The organism is Primorskyibacter marinus (genome assembly GCF_003313245.1).
GTDB classification, from domain to species: Bacteria; Pseudomonadota; Alphaproteobacteria; order Rhodobacterales; family Rhodobacteraceae; genus Primorskyibacter; species Primorskyibacter marinus.
The window spans coordinates 114,887-134,639 of sequence record NZ_QJSD01000004.1 but is presented as its reverse complement, the minus strand read 5'-3'; the positions used below and the strand labels follow the sequence as shown (position 1 = coordinate 134,639).

The 19,753-nt window shown below is 59.7% G+C and carries 20 protein-coding genes; 7 read left to right on the top strand and 13 right to left on the bottom strand.

Going from position 1 to position 19,753, the window contains the following annotated elements; genetic code table 11:
* Nucleotides 1-22 precede the first annotated feature (22 nt).
* On the bottom strand, nucleotides 23-457 hold the full coding sequence (locus DMZ65_RS08880; protein ID WP_116598544.1) for a CBS domain-containing protein: 435 nt from the start codon (nucleotides 455-457) through the stop codon (nucleotides 23-25).
* 59 nt (nucleotides 458-516) lie between these two features.
* Nucleotides 517-1,413: a LysR family transcriptional regulator gene (locus DMZ65_RS08875; RefSeq protein WP_116598543.1), complete on the bottom strand. Its 897-nt coding sequence runs from the start codon at nucleotides 1,411-1,413 to the stop codon at nucleotides 517-519.
* Nucleotides 1,414-1,521: 108 nt separating this feature from the next.
* Here DMZ65_RS08875 and DMZ65_RS08870 point away from each other — a divergent pair, with 108 nt between their 5' ends.
* The 7 genes from DMZ65_RS08870 (at nucleotide 1,522) to DMZ65_RS08840 (ending at nucleotide 8,232) form a co-directional block, all read left to right on the top strand.
* Nucleotides 1,522-3,021, top strand: coding sequence for a CoA-acylating methylmalonate-semialdehyde dehydrogenase (locus tag DMZ65_RS08870; protein ID WP_116598603.1), 1,500 nt, complete (start codon nucleotides 1,522-1,524; stop codon nucleotides 3,019-3,021).
* A 137-nt stretch (nucleotides 3,022-3,158) separates the two neighbouring features.
* Nucleotides 3,159-4,286 (top strand): carboxylate-amine ligase, encoded by a 1,128-nt coding sequence (locus DMZ65_RS08865; protein WP_116598602.1) that lies wholly within the window; start codon nucleotides 3,159-3,161, stop codon nucleotides 4,284-4,286.
* A gap of 136 nt (nucleotides 4,287-4,422) precedes the next feature.
* Nucleotides 4,423-5,568, top strand: coding sequence for an acyl-CoA dehydrogenase family protein (locus DMZ65_RS08860; protein WP_116598542.1), 1,146 nt, complete (start codon nucleotides 4,423-4,425; stop codon nucleotides 5,566-5,568).
* The gene (locus DMZ65_RS08855) at nucleotides 5,565-6,602 is read left to right on the top strand and encodes an enoyl-CoA hydratase/isomerase family protein (RefSeq protein ID WP_116598541.1); all 1,038 of its coding nucleotides are present in this window, start codon (nucleotides 5,565-5,567) and stop codon (nucleotides 6,600-6,602) included. Before DMZ65_RS08860 ends, DMZ65_RS08855 begins: the two co-directional genes overlap by 4 nt.
* An 11-nt stretch (nucleotides 6,603-6,613) precedes the next feature.
* Nucleotides 6,614-7,486 (top strand): 3-hydroxyisobutyrate dehydrogenase, encoded by an 873-nt coding sequence (mmsB, locus tag DMZ65_RS08850; protein WP_116598540.1) that lies wholly within the window; start codon nucleotides 6,614-6,616, stop codon nucleotides 7,484-7,486.
* Nucleotides 7,487-7,560: 74 nt separating this feature from the next.
* A complete protein-coding gene (locus DMZ65_RS08845; protein ID WP_084350146.1) occupies nucleotides 7,561-7,764 on the top strand; it encodes a YgaP family membrane protein in 204 nt (67 codons plus the stop codon).
* Between the two features lie 108 nt (nucleotides 7,765-7,872).
* Entirely contained in the window at nucleotides 7,873-8,232 is a 360-nt protein-coding gene (locus DMZ65_RS08840; RefSeq protein ID WP_232824943.1) for an excinuclease ABC subunit A, read from the top strand.
* Between the two features lie 23 nt (nucleotides 8,233-8,255).
* Here the strand turns inward: DMZ65_RS08840 and uvrA are convergent, their stop codons facing one another.
* The 11 genes from uvrA to ugpB all read right to left on the bottom strand — a co-directional run bounded on the left by uvrA (nucleotide 8,256) and on the right by ugpB (nucleotide 19,465).
* Nucleotides 8,256-11,138: an excinuclease ABC subunit UvrA gene (gene uvrA, locus DMZ65_RS08835; protein ID WP_116598538.1), complete on the bottom strand. Its 2,883-nt coding sequence runs from the start codon at nucleotides 11,136-11,138 to the stop codon at nucleotides 8,256-8,258.
* 182 nt (nucleotides 11,139-11,320) lie between these two features.
* Complete coding sequence (gene pqqE, locus DMZ65_RS08830) at nucleotides 11,321-12,463, bottom strand: pyrroloquinoline quinone biosynthesis protein PqqE (RefSeq protein WP_116598537.1); 1,143 nt, start codon at nucleotides 12,461-12,463, stop codon at nucleotides 11,321-11,323.
* A complete protein-coding gene (gene pqqD / locus DMZ65_RS08825) occupies nucleotides 12,460-12,735 on the bottom strand; it encodes a pyrroloquinoline quinone biosynthesis peptide chaperone PqqD (RefSeq protein WP_116598536.1) in 276 nt (91 codons plus the stop codon). The genes pqqE and pqqD overlap by 4 nt, the downstream gene beginning before the upstream one ends.
* Nucleotides 12,735-13,493, bottom strand: a complete 759-nt coding sequence (pqqC, locus tag DMZ65_RS08820; protein WP_116598535.1) for a pyrroloquinoline-quinone synthase PqqC — start codon at nucleotides 13,491-13,493, stop codon at nucleotides 12,735-12,737. The genes pqqD and pqqC overlap by 1 nt, the downstream gene beginning before the upstream one ends.
* Nucleotides 13,490-14,386 (bottom strand): pyrroloquinoline quinone biosynthesis protein PqqB, encoded by an 897-nt coding sequence (gene pqqB / locus DMZ65_RS08815; protein ID WP_116598534.1) that lies wholly within the window; start codon nucleotides 14,384-14,386, stop codon nucleotides 13,490-13,492. Before pqqB ends, pqqC begins: the two co-directional genes overlap by 4 nt.
* 22 nt (nucleotides 14,387-14,408) lie before the next feature.
* The gene (gene pqqA / locus DMZ65_RS08810) at nucleotides 14,409-14,507 is read right to left on the bottom strand and encodes a pyrroloquinoline quinone precursor peptide PqqA (protein WP_084350152.1); all 99 of its coding nucleotides are present in this window, start codon (nucleotides 14,505-14,507) and stop codon (nucleotides 14,409-14,411) included.
* A gap of 461 nt (nucleotides 14,508-14,968) precedes the next feature.
* The gene (gene ugpC, locus DMZ65_RS08805; RefSeq protein ID WP_116598533.1) at nucleotides 14,969-15,979 is read right to left on the bottom strand and encodes a sn-glycerol-3-phosphate ABC transporter ATP-binding protein UgpC; all 1,011 of its coding nucleotides are present in this window, start codon (nucleotides 15,977-15,979) and stop codon (nucleotides 14,969-14,971) included.
* Nucleotides 15,979-16,815, bottom strand: coding sequence for a sn-glycerol-3-phosphate ABC transporter permease UgpE (gene ugpE / locus DMZ65_RS08800; RefSeq protein ID WP_116598601.1), 837 nt, complete (start codon nucleotides 16,813-16,815; stop codon nucleotides 15,979-15,981). The genes ugpC and ugpE overlap by 1 nt, the downstream gene beginning before the upstream one ends.
* A gap of 17 nt (nucleotides 16,816-16,832) precedes the next feature.
* Nucleotides 16,833-17,714, bottom strand: coding sequence for a sn-glycerol-3-phosphate ABC transporter permease UgpA (gene ugpA, locus DMZ65_RS08795; RefSeq protein WP_116598532.1), 882 nt, complete (start codon nucleotides 17,712-17,714; stop codon nucleotides 16,833-16,835).
* Between the two features lie 30 nt (nucleotides 17,715-17,744).
* A complete protein-coding gene (locus DMZ65_RS08790; protein WP_116598531.1) occupies nucleotides 17,745-18,023 on the bottom strand; it encodes a hypothetical protein in 279 nt (92 codons plus the stop codon).
* A gap of 131 nt (nucleotides 18,024-18,154) precedes the next feature.
* Nucleotides 18,155-19,465 carry a sn-glycerol-3-phosphate ABC transporter substrate-binding protein UgpB gene (ugpB, locus tag DMZ65_RS08785; RefSeq protein WP_116598530.1) on the bottom strand — a complete coding sequence of 437 codons (1,311 nt, stop codon included), beginning with the start codon at nucleotides 19,463-19,465 and terminating at the stop codon, nucleotides 18,155-18,157.
* Nucleotides 19,466-19,753 lie beyond the last annotated feature (288 nt).

Genomic DNA, 19,753 nt, shown 5'->3' with positions numbered 1-19,753 from the left:
GAATGCAAGAAAAAAAGCGAGATCAATGCCCCATGATCATGCCTTCAAGCGCGTCTTTTTCCATCGACAGTTCTTGCAGGCGTGCCTTGACCACGTCGCCGATGGTGACAATTCCGATCAGCTCGTTGTTCTGTGTCACCGGCATATGGCGGAATCGACCGTCCGTCATGCGCTGAAGAATGTCATCGGCCTGATCGCCGGGTGCACAGCAGGACGGGCTGCGTGTCATCATTTCCCGAGCCTCTTCATCCAGACAGGACGCCCCTTTCAGCGCCAGCGTCCGCACGATGTCGCGCTCTGACAAGATACCCTCGACCGCCTTGCCATCGGATGACACGATCACACCGCCGATCCGGCGCTCTGCAAGCAAATGCGTCACTTCGGAAACCTTGGTTCCGGGCTTGATTGTAACCACACCGGTATCACCTTTGGCGTTAAGGATCTGGTGGACGAGCATGTGGCGAGCCTCCGCACAAAATTGCAATGGTTTCAGCGTCTACAGAACGGACGTAGCTGTCAAGTCAGTGCTTCAAGACGTGTGACCTCGCGGCGCAATCCGTCCGTTAGTGCCGCGGCCAGCCGGTTCATCCGTTCCAGCTTGCGGTCGTCAGCGTGGCGGATCAGATAAAAGCTGCGGGTCAGCCAGATCTCATCGGTCAGAACACGGCGCACATTCGATGTGGACGGAATGGCAAAGTCATGCACGACGCCCAGACCCGCCCCCTGTCGCACCCAGTGAAACTGGACCGAGACCGAATTGGACGCCAGCGCCACGCGGGTCAGGCCGAATTCATCCAGATAGTCCAATTCCTTGTCAAAGATCATGTCGGGAATATACCCGATCAGCCGATGCCCGCGCAGCGCCTGCGTGGTTTCGATCGGCCCGTTTCGGTCCAGATAGTCTTGTGACGCTGCCAGATGCAGTTGGTAATCGGAAATCTTCTGCACGCTCAGCCGCCCGGTTTGCGGCGGGCTGACGGCGATGGCCATGTCCGCCTCGCGCTTGGAAAGATTCACCACGCGGGGCAAGGCGACGATCTGGATCTCAAGATCGGGATTGGCGCTGGAAATCTCGGCACAGACTTGCGGCAGCAGGAAATTCGCACAGCCATCCGGTGCACCGATGCGAATCTGACCTGAAAGCGCACCGGTGCCGCCCGTCACGGCCTCTTGCGCCGCCTGCATCGCCTGCTCTGCGCGTTCTGCATGGGTGATCAAGCGCTGGCCTGCTTCTGTCAGCGCATAGCCCAGCGGCGACTTGACAAAAAGCGGCGCGCCGAGGTCTTGTTCCAGCCGCGAAATCCGCCGCCCTACCGTCGCGGGGTCCATCCGCAGGACGCGCCCCGCCGCCGACAGGCTTTCGCCGCGCGCGACCCCCAGAAAGATCCGCATATCGTCCCAGCCCTGCGCCATTTGACCCCCTTTGCATTTCTGCAATGTCTTTTTGGCAAATTGGGCCTTCTTTCCGCATTTTTGCAAGACTATTGTGGCGGCAATCTCGGATCCAAGGAGGAATATCGGATGCAGGAACTCAGCCACTATATCAATGGCAAGCACGTCAAGGGCACATCGGGCCGGTTTGCTGATGTGATGAACCCGGCCACGGGCGAAGTGCAGGCCAAGGTGCCTTTGGCGACAGTCGAAGAGTTGAACGATGCCGTTGCCAAGGCCGAAGAGGCGCAGAAGGCCTGGAGTGCCACCAACCCGCAGCGCCGCGCGCGGGTGATGATGAAATTCGGCGCGCTGATCAACGAGCATATGGACGAGTTGGCAGAGCTGGTCAGCCGCGAGCATGGCAAGACCCTGCCCGACGGGCGCGGTGACGTGCAGCGCGGGTTGGAAGTCGTCGAGGTATGCATGGGCGGGCCGTCGCTTCTGAAGGGCGAATTCACAGATGATGGTGGCCCCGGCATCGACCTGTATTCCATGCGCCAGCCGCTGGGTGTGGTTGCGGGCATCACGCCGTTCAACTTCCCCGCGATGATCCCGCTGTGGAAAATGGCCCCCGCCCTGACCTGCGGCAACGCGATGATCCTGAAACCGTCCGAACGTTGCCCGTCAACCTCGCTGCGTCTGGCCGAGTTGCTGACAGAGGCCGGTCTGCCCGACGGCGTATTGCAGGTCATCAATGGCGACAAGGAAGTCGTGGACGCGATCCTTGACAATGACACGGTGCAGGCCGTGGGCTTTGTCGGCTCCACCCCGATTGCGCAATATATCTATGGTCGCGCTGCCAATAACGGCAAGCGGGCGCAGTGCTTCGGCGGTGCCAAGAACCACATGATCATCATGCCGGATGCCGATATTGAAAAGGCCGCGGACGCGCTTGTGGGCGCAGGTTTCGGCGCGGCGGGCGAACGCTGCATGGCGATCTCTGTCGCGGTGCCTGTCGGACAGGAAACCGCCGACAAGCTGATGGAAAGCCTGATCCCGCGCGTCGAAAAGCTGAAGGTCGGCCCCTACACGTCCGGCGACGATGTCGATTACGGCCCGGTCATCACCGCCGCCTCCAAAGAGCGGATCGAGGGGCTGGTCAACTCCGGTGTGGATCAAGGTGCCAAGCTGGTCATCGACGGACGAAACTTCAGCCTGCAAGGCTATGAGGATGGCTTTTTCGTCGGTCCGTCGCTGTTTGACAACGTGACCCCCGATATGGACATCTACAAGGAAGAGATCTTTGGTCCCGTCCTCAGCACCGTGCGTGCCGAGACCTACGAGGACGCGCTGAACCTTGTGATCGACAATCCTTATGGCAACGGCACGGCGATCTACACCGCTGACGGTGACACGGCGCGCGACTTTGCCCACCGGGTCAATGTCGGCATGGTCGGTATCAACTTCCCGATCCCGGTGCCGCTGAGCTACCACACATTCGGCGGCTGGAAGAAATCGGCCTTTGGCGATCTCAACCAATACGGTCCCGATGCGTTCCGGTTCTACACCAAGACCAAAACCGTCACCGCGCGGTGGTTCTCGGGCATCAAGGACGGTGGAGAGTTCAACTTCAAGGCGATGGACTGATCTGCGCCTGACGCCAGATAAATGACCAGTAAAGGGCGGCTTCACAGGCCGCCCTTTCGCTATGCCCCGTTCGCGCGACGCTTGCCCTGCCCGGCATGCTCTGGTCAACTGACAAAAGCGATCAAGAGGGGCAGCCTGTGACAGAACCCGCCTTCAGCATCGGCATCGAGGAGGAATATCTGCTCGTTGACCTGGAGACATATGCGCTGGCCGAAGCGCCAGACGGGCTGATGAATGCCTGCATGTCAGAGCTTGAAAATCAGGTCAGTCCCGAATTTCTGCAATGTCAGATAGAGGTCGGCACCAAGGTCTGCGCCGATACCGGCGAGGCGCGCGAGGATCTTAAACGGTTGCGCGACACAGTGTCGAAACATGCGCACAAACACGGGTTGGCCCCGATCGCCGCGTCCTGCCACCCGCTTGCCGACTGGAAAACCCAAAGCCACACCGACAAGGACCGCTACAATTCGCTGGAACGCGATCTGGGCGGGGTGGCGCGACGGATGCTGATCTGCGGCTGCCATGTGCATGTCGGATTGAACGACGATCTGCTGCGGGCAGATCTGATGCGGCAATTGTCCTATTTCCTGCCGCATCTGCTGGCGCTATCGACCTCTTCGCCCTACTGGCAGGGACAGGACACCAAGATGGCGTCTTACCGCATCTCAGTCTTTGACAACCTGCCCCGCACCGGCCTGCCGCCCCAGTTTGAAAGCTGGCAGGATTTCCAGCGCTCTGTCGAAATCCTGATAAAGCTTGGCGTGATCGACGACATCTCGAAAATCTGGTGGGATCTGCGGCCCTCGGCGCAGTTTCCAACCCTGGAAACGCGGATCATGGACGTGTCGCCCCGGCTTGAGGACACGCTGGCGCTGGCCGCACTGAACCAGTGTCTGCTGCGGATGCTGTGGCGGCTTCGCGTCAAGAACCAGCGCTGGCGGATTTACGATCGCTTCCTGATCGGAGAAAATCGCTGGCGGGCGCAACGCTATGGCGTCACCGAAGGGCTGATTGATTTTGGCCGGGGCGAAATTGTCCCATTTGTTGAACTGGTCGATGAACTGATCGCGCTTGTCGAGGAGGATGCAGGCACGCTCAAATGCTTGCAGGATCTTGAACAGTTGCGCCGCATCGCTGCGGATGGCACATCTTCGACCCGGCAACGCGGCGTGCTTGCCGCTGCGAAGGCGGACGGTAAAGATCACGAAGGCCAGATGCGCGCCGTGGTCGCCCATCTGGTCGAGGAGTTTCACGCCAGCCTTTGAAGCGCCGGAATTGGCGGTTCGGATGCCGGTCCGCATTCAAAGGCGCCATTGCAACCAGTGCCTGAACATCCGAAACACTCCTGTAACAAACGCGACTTAACCATTCGGACAATTCACAATCGGCGGAGAGGACAACATGGATTTCGCGCTGAGCGAGGAACAGAGCGCCATTTTCTACATGGCACGCGCCTTCGGGCAGGAATATATCGCACCTTTTGCGCGCGACTGGGAAAAACAGGGCACCATCCCCAAGGATCTGTGGCCCCGCGTGGCGGAACTCGGCCTTGGCGGGATCTATGTGTCCGAAGATTTCGGCGGCTCGGGCCTGTCGCGGCTTGACGCTACGCTGGTGTTCGAAGCACTGGCGATGGCCTGCCCCGCCGTGGGATCGTTCCTGTCGATTCATAACATGTGCGGCGGCATGATCGACAAATTCGGCAGTGAGGAAACCAAGGCGAAATGGCTGCCCGATCTATGCACCATGTCGAAAGTGTTCAGCTATTGCCTGACCGAACCCGGTTCCGGCTCTGACGCGTCTGCGCTGCGGACCCGCGCCGCAAAAACGAATGCAGGCTATGTGCTGAACGGCACCAAGGCCTTTATCTCGGGCGCGGGCTATTCAGATGCCTATATCACCATGGTCCGTACCGGCGAGGACGGGCCAAAAGGCATTTCCACCGTCGTGATAGAGGATGGCACACCCGGTCTCAGCTTTGGCGGGCTGGAGGACAAGATGGGCTGGCGCGCACAGCCCACCGCTCAGGTGCAATTCGACGATTGCACCGTGGCGCATGACAATCTGATCGGCGAAGAGGGGCGCGGGTTTTCCTACGCGATGGCCGGGCTGGATGGTGGCCGTCTGAACATTGCCGCCTCCGCGCTTGGCGGCGCGCAAAACGCGCTGGACCTGACGCTGGCCTATATGGGTGAACGCAAAGCCTTCGGCCAGACCATCGACCGGTTTCAGGCGCTCCAGTTCCGGCTGGCCGAGATGGAGGTCGCCCTGCAATCAGCACGCATCTTCCTGCGTCAGGCCGCGTGGAAACTGGACAATCAGGCACCCGATGCCACGAAGTTCTGCGCCATGGCAAAGCTTTACGTCACCGACGCGGCGTTTGATGTTGCCAACCAATGCCTGCAACTGCATGGCGGGTATGGCTACCTTGCCGATTACGGCGTCGAAAAGATCGTCCGCGATCTGCGCGTGCATCAGATCCTCGAAGGCACGAACGAGATCATGCGCCTGATCATCTCGCGTCAGATGCTGGCGGATCGGGCATGAGCAACGACATTCACATCCGCCGCGAAGGCCGCGCCGGACGGATCACCCTGACCCGCCCCAAGGCGCTGAACGCGTTGACCTATGACATGTGTCTGAACATCGCGAAAGCGTTGGAGGATTGGCGCGGCGATCCGAATGTAGACCTGCTGATCCTGGACGCGCAGGGCGACAAGGCGTTCTGCGCCGGTGGCGACATTGCCGAGATGTACCGCACCGGGACGCATGACGACTATGCCTATGGGCGGCAATTCTGGCATGACGAATACCGGATGAATGCGGCACTTGCCGAGTATCCCAAACCCGTGGTCAGCCTGATGCAGGGCTTCACGATGGGTGGCGGTGTCGGTTTGGGCGGGCATGTTTCGCACCGGATCATATGCGAGAGCAGCCGGATTTCCATGCCCGAATGCGGCATCGGATTTGTACCGGATGTGGGCGGCTCTTATCTGCTGGCGCGCGCGCCCGGCCGACTTGGCGAATATCTTGGCCTGACCGCCGCGCGGATGGGTCCGGGCGATGCGATCCATGCGGGCTTTGCCGACGCTTTCGTGCCAGAGGACGCTTGGCCCCAACTCATTGCAACGCTTGAACAGAGCGGCGACATCACGGCCATCGCAGCGGCATCGCGCCCCGCACCGGAAAGCACGCTCGCCGGGAACCAGCCGCAGATCGACACGCTTTTCAATGCGGAAACGCTGGCCGGTCTGGTGGCGGCGCTGCGCCAGGACGGCAGCGCCTTTGCTGGCGAAACCCTGAAGGCGATGATGCGATCATCCCCGCTGTCGATGGCGCTGACACTGGAAATGCTGCGCCATTTGCGCGACGGGCCGATGACGGTCCGGGACGCGTTGGCGCTTGAATATCGCGTCTCCTGGCGCATCATGGAACACGGCGATTTCCTAGAAGGGATCCGCGCGGCGATCATCGACAAGGATCGCAGGCCGAAATGGCGGCACAGTATCGCTGATGTCCCTGCCGATGAGGTCTCGAAGATGCTGGCACCTCTGGGTGCCGACGCACTGAATTTCGATTGAAAGGACAAGGCATGAAGATCGGGTTTATCGGATTGGGCAATATGGGCGCGCCGATGGCCGCCAATCTTGTGAAGGCCGGACATGATGTGACGGGCTTTGACGTGGCGGGTGCCACTGCCGAGGGCGCAACCGTGGCGAAAAACGCCGCAGAGGCCGCAACGGGGGCCGATGTGGTCATCACCATGCTGCCCAACGGTGCCATTTTGCGGGAGATCGCGGATCAGATCATCCCAACCATGACGGAAGGCGCGGTCTTTCTGGATTGCTCTACCGTCGATGTGGACAGCGCCCGCGCCGTGGCCGAGCAGGCACAGGCGGCGGGCCTGTCAGCGCTGGACGCGCCGGTCTCTGGCGGGGTCGGTGGCGCTGCGGGCGGGACGCTGACCTTCATGGTGGGCGGGGACGATGCGGGTTTTGCCAAGGCCGCGCCACTGTTCGAGGTCATGGGCCAGAAAGCGGTGCATTGCGGTCCATCGGGCAACGGGCAGGCCGCGAAGATTTGCAACAACATGATCCTCGGTGTCACCATGATTGCCACCTGCGAGGCCTTCGCGCTGGCCGACAAGCTGGGCCTTGCGCGCGAGGCAATGTTCGACGTTGTCTCCACCTCTTCAGGCTATAGCTGGTCGATGAACGCCTATTGTCCGGCACCGGGGGTTGGGCCGCAATCACCCGCCGATAACGGCTACCTGCCCGGTTTCGCGGCCGAGTTGATGCTGAAAGACCTTGGCCTGTCGCAGCAGGCGGCGGATGCAGCGGATGCCGACACGCCGATGGGCGCGGCCGCACTGGAACTCTACAAGCGGTTTGTCGAGGATGAGGATGGCAGAGGCAAGGATTTCTCTGCCATGCTACCGCGATTCGAGAAACGCACGCAGAGTTGATCTGTGTCATATTCCGCAAATTGTATATGTCGTAAAGCTCAGTCTCGAATGAAACCTTCATTGGAGAAAAGAAAATGCTTGCGAAAAACATGGGCCAGACCGACCGGATGATCCGCGCCGTGCTGGGCGTTGTGCTGCTGCTGTTGGTCTTCACGTCGCTTACGGGCGGTTGGGCTTGGATTGCGGGCGTCGTCGGCGTGGCGATGCTGGCGACGGCGGCCATGGGCTCCTGCCCGCCCTATGCGCTGCTCGGCATCAACACCTGCAAGACCAAGTAGGCAAGTCGCCGCCGCATGACGGCAAGGATCCGCGCGCGAAACTGAAACAGCTGGAACATTTCTGGATGTTGGCGCATTGGCGTTTGGAACGACTCTGGAGAAACAGTCATGCACATGAAACTTGCTGCCATCGCCATGCTTGCCGGATTGATGACGGTTGGCACGGCTCCTGCGGGACTTGCCGGGCCGAAGGCGTGCCCCCCAGGACTGGCCAAGAAGAGCCCGGCCTGCGTCCCACCCGGACTTGCGAAGAAGCAAGGCATTCGGGATGACGATCATGACCGCTACCATTACCGCGTCGGCGAGGTCGTGCGGCGCGGCGATTACATAATCATCCGCGAACCGGGTCGTTATGGGCTGGTCCCAAGCGACACCTACTACCGCGTGGGCGATCAGGTGCTGCGGGTCGACCGTGAAACACGCGAGGTGCTGGACCTGATCGGTGCGGTCGCTGCGATCCTCGATTGATCGCAGCGACTGGTAGCAGTGCCCTACTCTGCCGCCACCTTGCGGGCGCCCAGCATACCCTTGAGGTAATGCCCCGTATGACTGCGCGGCTCTTCCGCAACCTTCTCGGGGGTTCCCGTGGCCACGATCTCGCCACCGCCATCGCCGCCTTCGGGTCCAATGTCGATGATCCAGTCGGCAGTCTTGATCACGTCGAGATTATGCTCGATCACCACGACCGAGTTGCCCTGATCGACCAGCTCGTGCAGCACCTCCAACAGCTTGCGCACATCTTCGAAATGCAGGCCGGTGGTCGGCTCGTCCAGAATATACAGCGTGCGCCCGGTGGAGCGTTTCGACAGTTCCTTGGACAGCTTCACCCGCTGCGCCTCGCCGCCCGAAAGCGTCGTCGCCTGCTGCCCCACCTTGATATAACCTAGTCCCACACGGGCAAGCGCATCCATCTTGTCCCGGATCGACGGCACGGCCTTGAAAAAGCCCTGTGCGTCTTCGACCGTCATATCAAGAACGTCGGCTATGCTCTTGCCTTTGAACTTTATTTCCAGCGTCTCCCGGTTGTAACGCGCCCCCTTGCAGGTCTCGCATGTCACATAGACATCGGGCAGGAAATGCATCTCGATCTTGATGACGCCGTCGCCCTGACAGGCCTCGCAGCGGCCCCCCTTGACATTGAAAGAGAACCGACCGGGCTTGTAGCCGCGCGCCTTGGCCTCTGGCAACCCGGCGAACCAGTCGCGGATCGGGGTGAAGGCACCGGTATAGGTCGCCGGGTTGGAACGCGGCGTCCGTCCGATCGGTCGCTGGTCAATGTCGATGACCTTGTCGAGATGTTCCAACCCCTTGATCGTCTCACATGGTGCCGGGGTCTGCCGCGCGCCGTTCAGCCGCATCGAGGCGGTTTTGAACAGTGTCTCGATCGTCAGCGTGGATTTGCCCCCACCTGACACGCCGGTCACGCAGACAAACTTGCCCAGCGGAAATTCCGCCGTCACGTTCTTGAGGTTGTTGCCGGTGGCCTTGACGACCTTCAGCTTCTTCTTGTTGCCTTTGCGACGCTCCGCGGGCACGGCGATTTCGCGCGCACCTGACAGGTATTGCCCGGTCAGGCTGGCCGGATCGGCGATGATTTCCTCGGGCGTGCCACGGCTGACCACCTGCCCGCCATGTACCCCTGCGCCGGGACCAATATCAAAGACGTAATCCGCCTCGCGGATCGCCTCTTCGTCATGTTCGACAACGATCACCGTATTGCCCTGATCGCGCAGGTTTTTCAGTGTGCCAAGCAGCCGGTCATTGTCGCGCTGATGCAGACCGATCGACGGTTCGTCCAGCACATACAGCACCCCCGTCAGGCCAGAACCGATCTGGCTGGCCAACCGGATACGTTGCGATTCACCACCAGACAGCGTGCCCGCATTGCGCGACAGCGTCAGATATTCGAGGCCCACATTGTTCAGAAAGCCAAGCCGTTCGCGGATTTCCTTGAGGATAGCGCGGGCGATCTCGTTCTTCTGGACGCTCAGTTGATCCGGCACCGCTTCGCACCAGTCAAACGCCTCGCGAATGCTCATCTGTACGACCTGCCCGACATGCAGCCGGTCCTCTGGCTTGCCATCGGACGGTCCGATCTTCACTGCCAGTGCCTCTTCGCGCAGGCGGTATCCGCCGCAAGTGCCGCAGGGCCGGTTGTTCTGATAACGCTCGAATTCTTCGCGGATCCAGTTGGAATCCGTTTCGCGATAGCGCCGCTCCATATTCGGAATGACGCCTTCAAAGCTCCGCTCAACCTGATAGACACGGCCCCCCTCGTCGTAACGGAAAGGGATTTCATCCTCTCCGGACCCATAAAGAAAAACCTGCTGCACATGCGCGGGCAGATCCTTCCACTTGGCCGATTTGTCAAATTCGTAATGTTTGGCAATGGCTTCGATGGTCTGGGTGAAATAGGGCGATTTGCCCTTTCGCCACGGTGCCAGCGCCCCGTCGCCGATTTTCAGCGTGGTGTCGGGGACGACCAGATTGGGATCAAAGAACAGCTCTACCCCCAGCCCGTCACATTCCGGACAAGCCCCAAACGGCGCGTTGAACGAAAATAGACGCGGTTCGATTTCGGGGATGGTGAAGCCGCTGACCGGACAGGCGAATTTCTCGGAGAAGGTCATCCGCTCCGGCTCGCCCTCACTGACGGCGGTTTCCAGCACGGCGATGCCATCGGCCAGGTCCAGCGCGGTGCGGAAACTGTCGGCAAGGCGCACCTCCAGCCCTTCCTTTACAACCAGACGATCAACCACAACGTCGATGTCATGGCGGAACTTCTTGTCCAGCGTAGGGGGTTCGTCCAATTCGTAAAAGGTGCCATCGACCTTGACACGCTGGAAACCCTGCTTGCGCAACTCTATGAATTCCTTGCGGTATTCGCCTTTACGGTCGCGCACGATCGGGGCCAGAAGATAGGCGCGCGTCCCCTCCTCCATCGTCATCACGCGGTCAACCATGTCCTGCACCTGCTGCGCCTCGATGGGCAGCCCGGTGGCGGGGCTATAGGGCGTTCCGGCGCGGGCGAACAACAGACGCATATAGTCGTAGATCTCTGTCACCGTGCCAACGGTCGAGCGCGGGTTCTTCGAGGTCGTCTTCTGCTCGATAGAGATCGCGGGGCTGAGACCGCTGATATGATCCACATCGGGTTTCTGCATCATATCAAGAAATTGCCGGGCATAAGCCGACAGCGATTCCACATAGCGGCGCTGCCCTTCGGCATAGACCGTGTCAAAGGCCAGCGACGACTTGCCAGAGCCCGACAGCCCGGTGATCACCACAAGCTTGTCGCGCGGAATGTCCACGTCGATACTCTTGAGGTTATGCTCGCGCGCGCCGCGCACCTCTATATGCTTCAACTCAGCCATGACTGCCCCTGCGATTGACGGTTAACACATAGTGGACAGTCAGCGTTTCGCCAACCCATAACGAAGAACGAAATGGGAACGCGCCCAGATGCGCGCTCGGGTCGCAGGTTGAGGGCCGTGTCAAAAGGGGGATGTGCCCGATTGCAATTGCAAAGCGTCGCGACGGAACGCGACCGCGCGCCTTACGGGCGGGGCAGCACGCGATAGGTCAATTCTGACGTATCAAAGACGTCCCCGGCCTCGCCAGCGGCAGGATCGTCAAGCGCGGGAGTGCCGGCACCTTGCAGCTCTGCCTGAGTTTGCGATGTCAGCCAGCCATGCTGCGGCGACTTTACACATACCGGGTCCGTCGCCGTGGCGTCACCCAGAAGCGCAAAAGCCTGACAGCGACAGCCGCCGAAATCCTTCAACTTGCGGTCACAGGATTTGCAGGGTTCCGCCATCCAGTCAGTCCCGCGATAGGCGTTGAAAGCGGTGCCCTGATACCAGATCTCGGACAGGGATTTGTCCGTCACCCGGTCGAATTTCAGATGCGGAATGCTTTGCGCGGCGTGGCAAGGCAGCACCTGCCCATCCGGGGCCACGTTCAACCCCGAAGACCCCCAGCCGCCCATGCAGCGTTTTGGGTAATCCTCGTGGTAATCCGCCGGGACATAGTCGATGACCAGCGTACCTTTCAGCGCCGCGCGCGCCTCTGCCACGATCCGGGTGGCTTCTTTCGCTTGTGCATGCGTGGGCATCAGCGCGCCGCGGTTCTTCAATGCCCAGCCGTGGAATTGCACGGTCGCGACCTCGATCCGGCGGGCACCCATTTCAACGGCCATTTCCAGAGCGCGCGGCAATTGGTGCAGGTTATGACGATGAAGCACGGCATTCAATGTCAGCGGAAAGCCGATCGCGCCGATCCATTCGGCCACCTGCATCTTGCGCGCAAAGCCGCCTTTGTACCCGCCAACCGCATCCGCCATTTCGGCTGTGGTGCCTTGCAGCGAAAGCTGGATGTGGTCCAGCCCGGCCTTGTCAAGCTCTTGCAAGCGCCGCTCGGTCAAACCGATGCCGGACGTGATGAGGTTGGTGTAAAGCCCGGCGTCGCGGGCGGCCAGAACCAACTGCGTCAGATCCCGGCGCGAGGCGGGTTCGCCGCCAGAGAGATGCAATTGCAAGACGCCCAGATCAGCCGCTTCGCGGAAGACTCGCGCCCAGATTTCGGTGTCCAGTTCAGTCTCTTGCCGGGCCAGTTCAAGTGGGTTCGAACAGTATGGGCAGGAAAGCGGACACCGATGTGTCAGTTCTGCCAGCATGGCGATGGGGGGCGGTATTTTCACGGTGCAACCTCCAGAAAGCGCCTGTCGCGCAGCGCGCCCAGAAAGCCAGCACTGTCCCCGGTGATCTGTTCAACGGGGGCGTCATACTGTGCAGCCAGCGCTTGTGCGATTTCGCCAAAGCTGCGGGTGCCATCCACCTCGCTCAGGATGGCGTGGCCCACCGCGTCCAGCGTGATCGCCCGTTCCGGAGCCAGCAACACCCAGGTGTCACGAACCTTGTCAAAATGAAGCCGCACACCGCGCGGCAGAAACGGAACGTCGTCGGGTGCCATCAGGACGCCTGCCGGATCAGGGTGCCAGTTCCGGGCTGCCATGCGCCGGGCGGGATGCGCGCCGGTTCCACATACGCGCCCCAAAGCGCGTCAAGCTGCGACCAGAGGACATCGGTCTTGAAGATCAGCGCCTTGGCCGCCGCGTCCTGCTTTTCCGCCGTATCGGCATGATCCAGCACCCAGGCCAGACCAAAGGCCACATCCTTGGGCGCTTCTTTCAGACGGTTGCGGAAATAGGACAGTGAAGAGTCGTCGGCGAAGGCGTAGTTCTTCAACAGCCCCTCGATGCGGTTGGCATGAATCTTCGGAGCAAAGAGTTCCGTCAGGGACGCGGCCACCGCTTCCAGCAACGTCTTTTCATGGACAAAGCGCACATAGGCATCGACAGCAAACCTTGTCGCAGGAAGCACCCCGTCGCAGGAAGCAACATAGTCCGGATCAAGCCCCACCGCCTCTGCCAGACGCAGCCAGCGCCGAATGCCACCTTCGTTTGTATCCGTGCCGTCGTGATCCTCCATCCGCGAACGCCAGGCGCGGCGCAGGTTGGAATCCTCGACCCGGCTCATGAAAGCAGCGTCCTTCATCGGGATAGAGTGCTGATAATAATAGCGGTTGATAACCCAGGCCTGCACCTGTTCAGGCGTGCACCCACCGCCGTGCAACCGGTCGTGAAACGGGTGCAGATCGTGATAACGCTCGGCCCCGATCTGGCGAAGACGGGCCTCGAAAGCGTCGCGTGACTGCGGTGTGCGGGTCATGCCGTAATCTCCATTCCATCCTGCCCTATTGTCCATCCGGCGGCTTGCGCTTCGGCACGCTCGGCCCCGTTGGGGCGTAGAACAGGGTTCGTGTTGTTCATATGAACAAAAACCTTCTGGCCAATATTGAGGTCGCGAAACGCCGCGATAGAACCGTCCTGCCCCGACATCGACATATGGCCCATACGCTGGCCGGTTTTCTGTCCCAACCCGGCGCGGATCATCTCGTCATCCTGCCAGAGTGTTCCATCGAAGAATACCAGATCAGCGCCATCCAGCCGCGTTCGCAATGTGTCGTTCAGCGTCGCACAGCCGGGAATGTAATAGACCCGCGTCTTACCCAAGGTTAGCGCCACACCAACGGTATTCTCACCGATCTGGCCGGTTTCGACGGTCTCCCCCTCAAGGTAAAGCGGAACCTTGCCCGGCACCGGGAAAAGCTCTGCCGCAAGATCCGGTGCCAGTTCGAATGGCTGTTCCAACGCGATGGGTTCCCGCGCGACGACGTCCCGGCGCAGGGCGTCAAAAATTGTGTTGGTGTCCAGCACATCGTGGATCGCGCGTGTCGCGAATAGCGTAAAAGGCTGCATTTCGCGCAAGGTCAGCAGCCCGGCCACATGGTCAATGTCTCCATTGGTGACAAGCACTGAACTCAAAGGCAGCGTTCGCGACCCTGTGGGATGTAGAGGGGCCGCATCGGCCAGTTGCTGTCGGATGTCGGGCGAGGCATTGAGGATCGCCCAGTCCCGGCCATTCCCGGAAACCGCCAGCGAGGATTGCGTCTGCTGCGGAATCTGCCCGAGGCGCGCAAGATTACAGTTCTGGCAACCACAATTCCACTGCGGCAGGCCACCGCCCGCCGCAGCGCCCAGAATATATGCGCGAAACGTCATTCAGATAATCCGCGCAGGTCGTTCAGAACAGCACTTCGCGCTCTTCGTCGCTTTCAGGTCCATACATGTTGATTTCCATCCCGCATTCGATTTCGCGGATCTTCGGTTTCGTCCATGCCATGTCGATATCTCCTTATTCTGCGCATGCTTACGCCGTGACAGACTGCACGATTTGCGAGCATGAAAGCGATTCTTATAAAATAAGAATTGCACAGACCTTGGTCGTAGATTCAAGCCGTCAAATATCTGACCGATGATTCGTGGTTCGCAACAAATCCGCGAATGGCCCTTGCACCGGTTTGCAGACCTCAGATCTTCAATTTCAGACGACACAGCCGTGATTGACCAAGGCTTCGCGCTTGTTGCCTCTGACCGCAGTGCTTCAATTGCAGGGGTGCCGTCAGGGTCAAGCGGATGAAAAGCAGCGGCGTCTTCGTTAATCGCGATACCAAATCCGACGGACTGGGACGACGCCCGGAAGACGCACGACATGCAAGTATATCAAGTCCAACCAAGACACGAGGCCAGCCACCCCTTTCTGGATCGTAAGATTTGGGATCGCTGCGAACAACGCCGCGCGGATTAAACCTGTCCGGTGCGGCGACCACCGGCATCGAAAAGCATGGCGTCGCCATCGTTCCAGGTGATGCCGATGCTTTCGCCCTCGGCCGGGATGCGCTGCGTCGCGTCCTGCCGCGCGGTGATCTGATTGCCGTCCGGCAGACGGCAGTGGATCAATGTCTCGGCACCCAGTGCTTCGGTATAGGCGACGGTTGTCTGAAGCCGCCCATCCGCGCGCAGTGTCAGATGCTCGGGCCGGATGCCGATGGTGTTGCCGGTGGCAAGGCCCGGTATCAGCCCGGCATTCAGGAAATTCGTCGGCGGCGATCCGATGAACCCGCCGACAAAGGCCGTCTGCGGGTCGGCGTAAACCTCCAGCGGTTTGCCAATCTGGTCCGCGACCCCGCTATTCATCACGACCATACGATCCGCCAGTGTCATCGCCTCGACCTGATCATGGGTGACGTATAGCGCCGTGACACCCAGTTTGCGCTGCAACGCCTTGATCTCCAACCGCATTTGCACACGAAGCTTGGCGTCAAGGTTGCTGAGCGGTTCGTCGAACAGGAACACGGCGGGTTTGCGCACGATGGCGCGGCCCATGGCGACGCGCTGACGCTGCCCCCCCGACAATTCGCGCGGTTTACGGTGCAGGTAGGGTTCAAGCTGCAAAAGCTCTGCTGCACTTGCCACACGCTCTTCAATCTCGGACCGGGGGGTTTTGGCGATCTTGAGCCCGTAGGCCATGTTGTCGAAGACCGACATATGCGGATAAAGCGCGTAGTTCTGAAACACCATGGCGATGTCGCGATCCATCGGCTCTACGTCGTTGACCAGCCTGCCGCCGATCTTCACCTCGCCGGATGTAACGGTTTCCAGCCCCGCAACCATGCGCAGCAAGGTGGATTTCCCGCAGCCGGACGGCCCGACAATCACGATGAATTCGCCATCGGCAATATCAAGGTCAATGCCATGGATGACATCGGTTTTCCCGAAGGATTTCCTGACGTTTTGAAGTGTGACAGTCGCCATTATTTCTCGCTCTCCACCAGTCCGCGCACGAACAACCGCTGCATTCCCACCACCACCAGAACCGGCGGCACCATCGCCAGAATCGACGTCGCCATGATCACCGGCCAATCGGCCGTGTCATCGCCGCTGGGGAACATCTGCTTGATGCCCATGACGATCGTGTTCATGTCAGGGTCGGTGGTTATCAGCAACGGCCAGAGGTACTGGTTCCAGCCGTATATGAACAGAATTACAAAGAGTGCGGCAATATTTGTCCGGCTCATCGGAAGCAGGATATCGAAGAAGAACCGCATCGGTTTTGCACCATCGACCCGCGCCGCCTCGGCCAGCTCATCCGGGACCGTCATGAAGAACTGGCGGAACAGAAAGGTCGCGGTGGCCGAGGCAATCAGCGGCAGGATCAGGCCTTGATAGCTGTTGAGCATCCCGAAATTCGCAATGACCTCGTAGGTGGGCACGATCCGCACTTCGACCGGCAGCATCAGGGTCAGGAAAATCAGCCAGAAAAACAGCTTTCGCAGCGGGAACCGGAAATACACGATCGCAAAGGCCGACAGCAGCGAAATCGCGATTTTGCCCACCGCAATCCCCAGCGCCATTGCCATGGAATTGAGCAGCATCGTGGCAACCGGCGCATTCACACCCGACGTCAGGGCGCGTCCGTAGTTTGTGAAAAACTGATCGCCGGGCAAAAGAGGCATTGGCGGGCGGACAATATCGGCCTGCGTGACCGTCGAGGCCACGAAGGCCAGCCAGATCGGAAAGAAGATAAACAGGACGCCGATAATCAGCCCCAGATGGGTCAGCCACAGCCCCGCGCCGCGCTTTTCCACCATACCGTTCCGCTCAGCCATCAGTAATGCACCCTGCGTTCGATGAATTTGAACTGAACCACCGTCAGGATTGACACAAGGAACAGCAGCACGACGGATTGCGCCGCGGATGATCCCAGATCCTGCCCCACAAAGCCGTCCGAAAACACCTTATAAACAAGGATCGTGGTGGCCTGTTGCGGACCGCCGCTGGTAATCGTGTGGATGACGCCGAAGGTTTCAAAAAAGGCGTAGATGATGTTCACGACCAGCAGGAAAAACGTCGTCGGTGACAAAAGCGGAAAGACGATGGTACGAAACCGCGTCCAGAAATGCGCACCATCAATGGCCGCGGCCTCGATCACCGATTTGGGAATGGCTTGCAGCCCGGCCAGGAAGAACAGGAAGTTATAGCTGATCCGTCCCCAGGCAGAGGACACGACGACCAGGCCCATCGCCTCGCCTTCATTCAGGACGTGGTTCCAGTCATAGCCAAGCACGCCAAGATACCATGACACGACACCAACGCGCGTGTTGAACATGAACAGCCACAGAACCCCCGCTACAGCAGGCGCAACAGCATAGGGCCAGATCAACAGCGTCCGATACGCGCCCGCCCCCTTGATCAGCCGATCCGCAAGCAGCGCGAGATACAGCGCCACGCCCATGGAAACCACTGTAACGAGGATAGAAAACACTGCGGTTGTCACGAAAGACGCACGGTAATACGGGTCGGAAAACAGGTACTCGAAATTCCCAAGCCCGACCCATTGCATCGACAGGCCGAACGGGTCGGGAATGAACAGCGACTGCCAGACCGCTTGCCCCGCCGGATAGAAGAAGAACACAGCCGTGATGACTATCTGCGGCAGGACCAGCAGGATCGGCAACCAGATGCCTTTGAAGGTGACGCGCTTTTCCATGATGTGTCAGGATTGCTCCGGTAAGACAGGTTATCGCATGGGCACCGAAAGAAGCGTCCACTGGCGAACCTGTGCAACCACCCTCGCCCCTTCGTTCATTCGGTCGGCAATGGCGCTGCGTTGCTGGGTCGGGCAACCGATAAGCAGGGCGGCATCGTCCAGAAATTCGCGTGTTGCGTCGCTTTCTCCGATGACCTGACAGACAGAGCCCGGATCTGGATAGGGGCGCACGGCGTATAGACCGGCGTCACTGGCATTGGTGACTTGCCCGGCTGCGGGGTCGGCACCGTTGGCTGATGGCTCTGACATGACGCATCCCGTTAGTCCGAGACAGGCGAGGAAAATCAGCGGTTTGTATGTGGTGTGCATCCGAACCTCCGGCTTTTGAACGTGTGTTGGGCGGCGCCGGGCCGTATGCTCCGGCACCGCCCTGTGCTCATTCAGCGTTGGGAAGATTCGAAACGACGCAGCAACGCGTTGCCACGCTCTACCGCGCTGTCGAGCGCGGCTTGCGCGTCCTTGTCACCGGCCCAGACCGCTTCCAGTTCCTCGTCGATGATGCCGCGGATCTGATCGAACGACCCAAGGCGCAGACCTTTGGAGTTGTTCGTCGGCTCGTTCGCTGTCATCTGGATCACGGCGATGTCGGTGCCGGGGTTTTCATCGTAGAACCCGTCCGCACGAGTCTTTTCGCCAGCTTCAGTGGTGATCGGCAGATAGCCGGTATCCTGATGCCACTTCGCCTGGATCTCCGGCGAGGACAGGAAATTCAGAAACGCCGCGACGGCCTTGTATTCCTCGTCCGTCTGACCTTCCATCACCCAAAGCGAGGCCCCGCCGATGATGGTATTCTGCGGCTCATCGACAAGCTCTGACCAGTAAGGCAACGGACGCACATCAAAGGCAAATTCTGCTTCGGCCTTGATCCCTGCATAGCCAGCCGAGCTTTCGGTGAAGAGCGCGCATTCGCCCGAGCGGAAGTTGGCACCGCCCTCGTTGCGACGACCGGCATAGATGAACTTGCCCTCTTTCGCCCAGTCCCCCAGGGCCGAGATATGAGCGACCTGTGCGGCGCTGTTGAAAACCAGTTCGGTATCGGTGCCGCCGAAACCGTTATCCTTGGTGGCAAACGGCACGTCATGGTAGGCGGACATGTTTTCCAGCTGGATCCAGCTTTGCCATGCTGTGGTCATCGGGCAATCGACGCCGGCCTCTTTCAACTGGTCCAGCGTCGCGCCAACATTTTCCCAAGTGGAAAGATCTGTATCGGGGTCGATTCCGGCCTCTTCCAGCATGTCGCGGTTGACCCAAAGGACCGGCGTGGAAGAGTTGAAGGGCAGCGACAGCATGTTACCATCGGCCGATGTGTAATAGCCTTTGACCGACCCGATATATTTCGACTGGTCAAACTCGGCACCGGCATCTTCCATGACCTCATAGACTGGCTTTACCGCGCCCTTGGCACCCATCATCGTGGCCGTGCCAACCTCGAACACCATCAGGATGTCGGGCTGCTCGCCTGCGCGAAATGCCGCGATACCCGCGTTCAGCGTTTCGGAATAGTTGCCCTTGTGGCTGGCGACGACCGTGTAGTCATTTTGGCTGGCATTGAAGGTCTCTACCTGTTCGGCGACCAGTTCACCCAGACGTCCGGTAAACGCATGCCAGAACTCGATTTCCGTCTGCGCAAAGGCGGTTTGCGCCGAGCACAACACCGCAGCACCCGCGATAAAAGATGTTGAATATTTCATCAGTATTCTCCCAGAAAGTGACAAATGCCGGACACGAGATCCCTGTCGCAACTATGTGTGCACAAATGAAGCGTGCCAGTTCAAGGATTAACTTGTGAATAACAGTCGATCTACCACGAATTCACAAAAGTTTCACAGAACGACGCCGCGCATTTGGCAAACCAAGTCAGTGGAAAACTGGAAAAGTTCTTATTTTTTTCTTTAAGATTCAACACTATAGGAAATGATTTTGGACGATTTCTTCCAACACTCAACTTTACCCTAGGACATGCTGCCAAGGTGTGGGCG

Excerpts from the sequence above, each read along its gene's own strand:
- DMZ65_RS08880 (WP_116598544.1), bottom strand. The coding sequence starts at position 457 with ATGCTCGTCCACCAGATCCTTAACGCCAAAGGTGATACCGGTGTGGTT.
- DMZ65_RS08875 (WP_116598543.1), bottom strand. The coding sequence starts at position 1,413 with ATGGCGCAGGGCTGGGACGATATGCGGATCTTTCTGGGGGTCGCGCGC.
- DMZ65_RS08870 (WP_116598603.1), top strand. The coding sequence starts at position 1,522 with ATGCAGGAACTCAGCCACTATATCAATGGCAAGCACGTCAAGGGCACA.
- DMZ65_RS08860 (WP_116598542.1), top strand. The coding sequence starts at position 4,423 with ATGGATTTCGCGCTGAGCGAGGAACAGAGCGCCATTTTCTACATGGCA.
- DMZ65_RS08855 (WP_116598541.1), top strand. The coding sequence starts at position 5,565 with ATGAGCAACGACATTCACATCCGCCGCGAAGGCCGCGCCGGACGGATC.
- mmsB (WP_116598540.1), top strand. The coding sequence starts at position 6,614 with ATGAAGATCGGGTTTATCGGATTGGGCAATATGGGCGCGCCGATGGCC.
- DMZ65_RS08845 (WP_084350146.1), top strand. The coding sequence starts at position 7,561 with ATGCTTGCGAAAAACATGGGCCAGACCGACCGGATGATCCGCGCCGTG.
- DMZ65_RS08840 (WP_232824943.1), top strand. The coding sequence starts at position 7,873 with ATGCACATGAAACTTGCTGCCATCGCCATGCTTGCCGGATTGATGACG.
- uvrA (WP_116598538.1), bottom strand. The coding sequence starts at position 11,138 with ATGGCTGAGTTGAAGCATATAGAGGTGCGCGGCGCGCGCGAGCATAAC.
- pqqD (WP_116598536.1), bottom strand. The coding sequence starts at position 12,735 with ATGGCACCCGACGACGTTCCGTTTCTGCCGCGCGGTGTGCGGCTTCAT.
- pqqC (WP_116598535.1), bottom strand. The coding sequence starts at position 13,493 with ATGACCCGCACACCGCAGTCACGCGACGCTTTCGAGGCCCGTCTTCGC.
- pqqB (WP_116598534.1), bottom strand. The coding sequence starts at position 14,386 with ATGACGTTTCGCGCATATATTCTGGGCGCTGCGGCGGGCGGTGGCCTG.
- pqqA (WP_084350152.1), bottom strand. The coding sequence starts at position 14,507 with ATGGCATGGACGAAACCGAAGATCCGCGAAATCGAATGCGGGATGGAA.
- ugpC (WP_116598533.1), bottom strand. The coding sequence starts at position 15,979 with ATGGCGACTGTCACACTTCAAAACGTCAGGAAATCCTTCGGGAAAACC.
- ugpE (WP_116598601.1), bottom strand. The coding sequence starts at position 16,815 with ATGGTGGAAAAGCGCGGCGCGGGGCTGTGGCTGACCCATCTGGGGCTG.
- ugpA (WP_116598532.1), bottom strand. The coding sequence starts at position 17,714 with ATGGAAAAGCGCGTCACCTTCAAAGGCATCTGGTTGCCGATCCTGCTG.
- DMZ65_RS08790 (WP_116598531.1), bottom strand. The coding sequence starts at position 18,023 with ATGTCAGAGCCATCAGCCAACGGTGCCGACCCCGCAGCCGGGCAAGTC.
- ugpB (WP_116598530.1), bottom strand. The coding sequence starts at position 19,465 with ATGAAATATTCAACATCTTTTATCGCGGGTGCTGCGGTGTTGTGCTCG.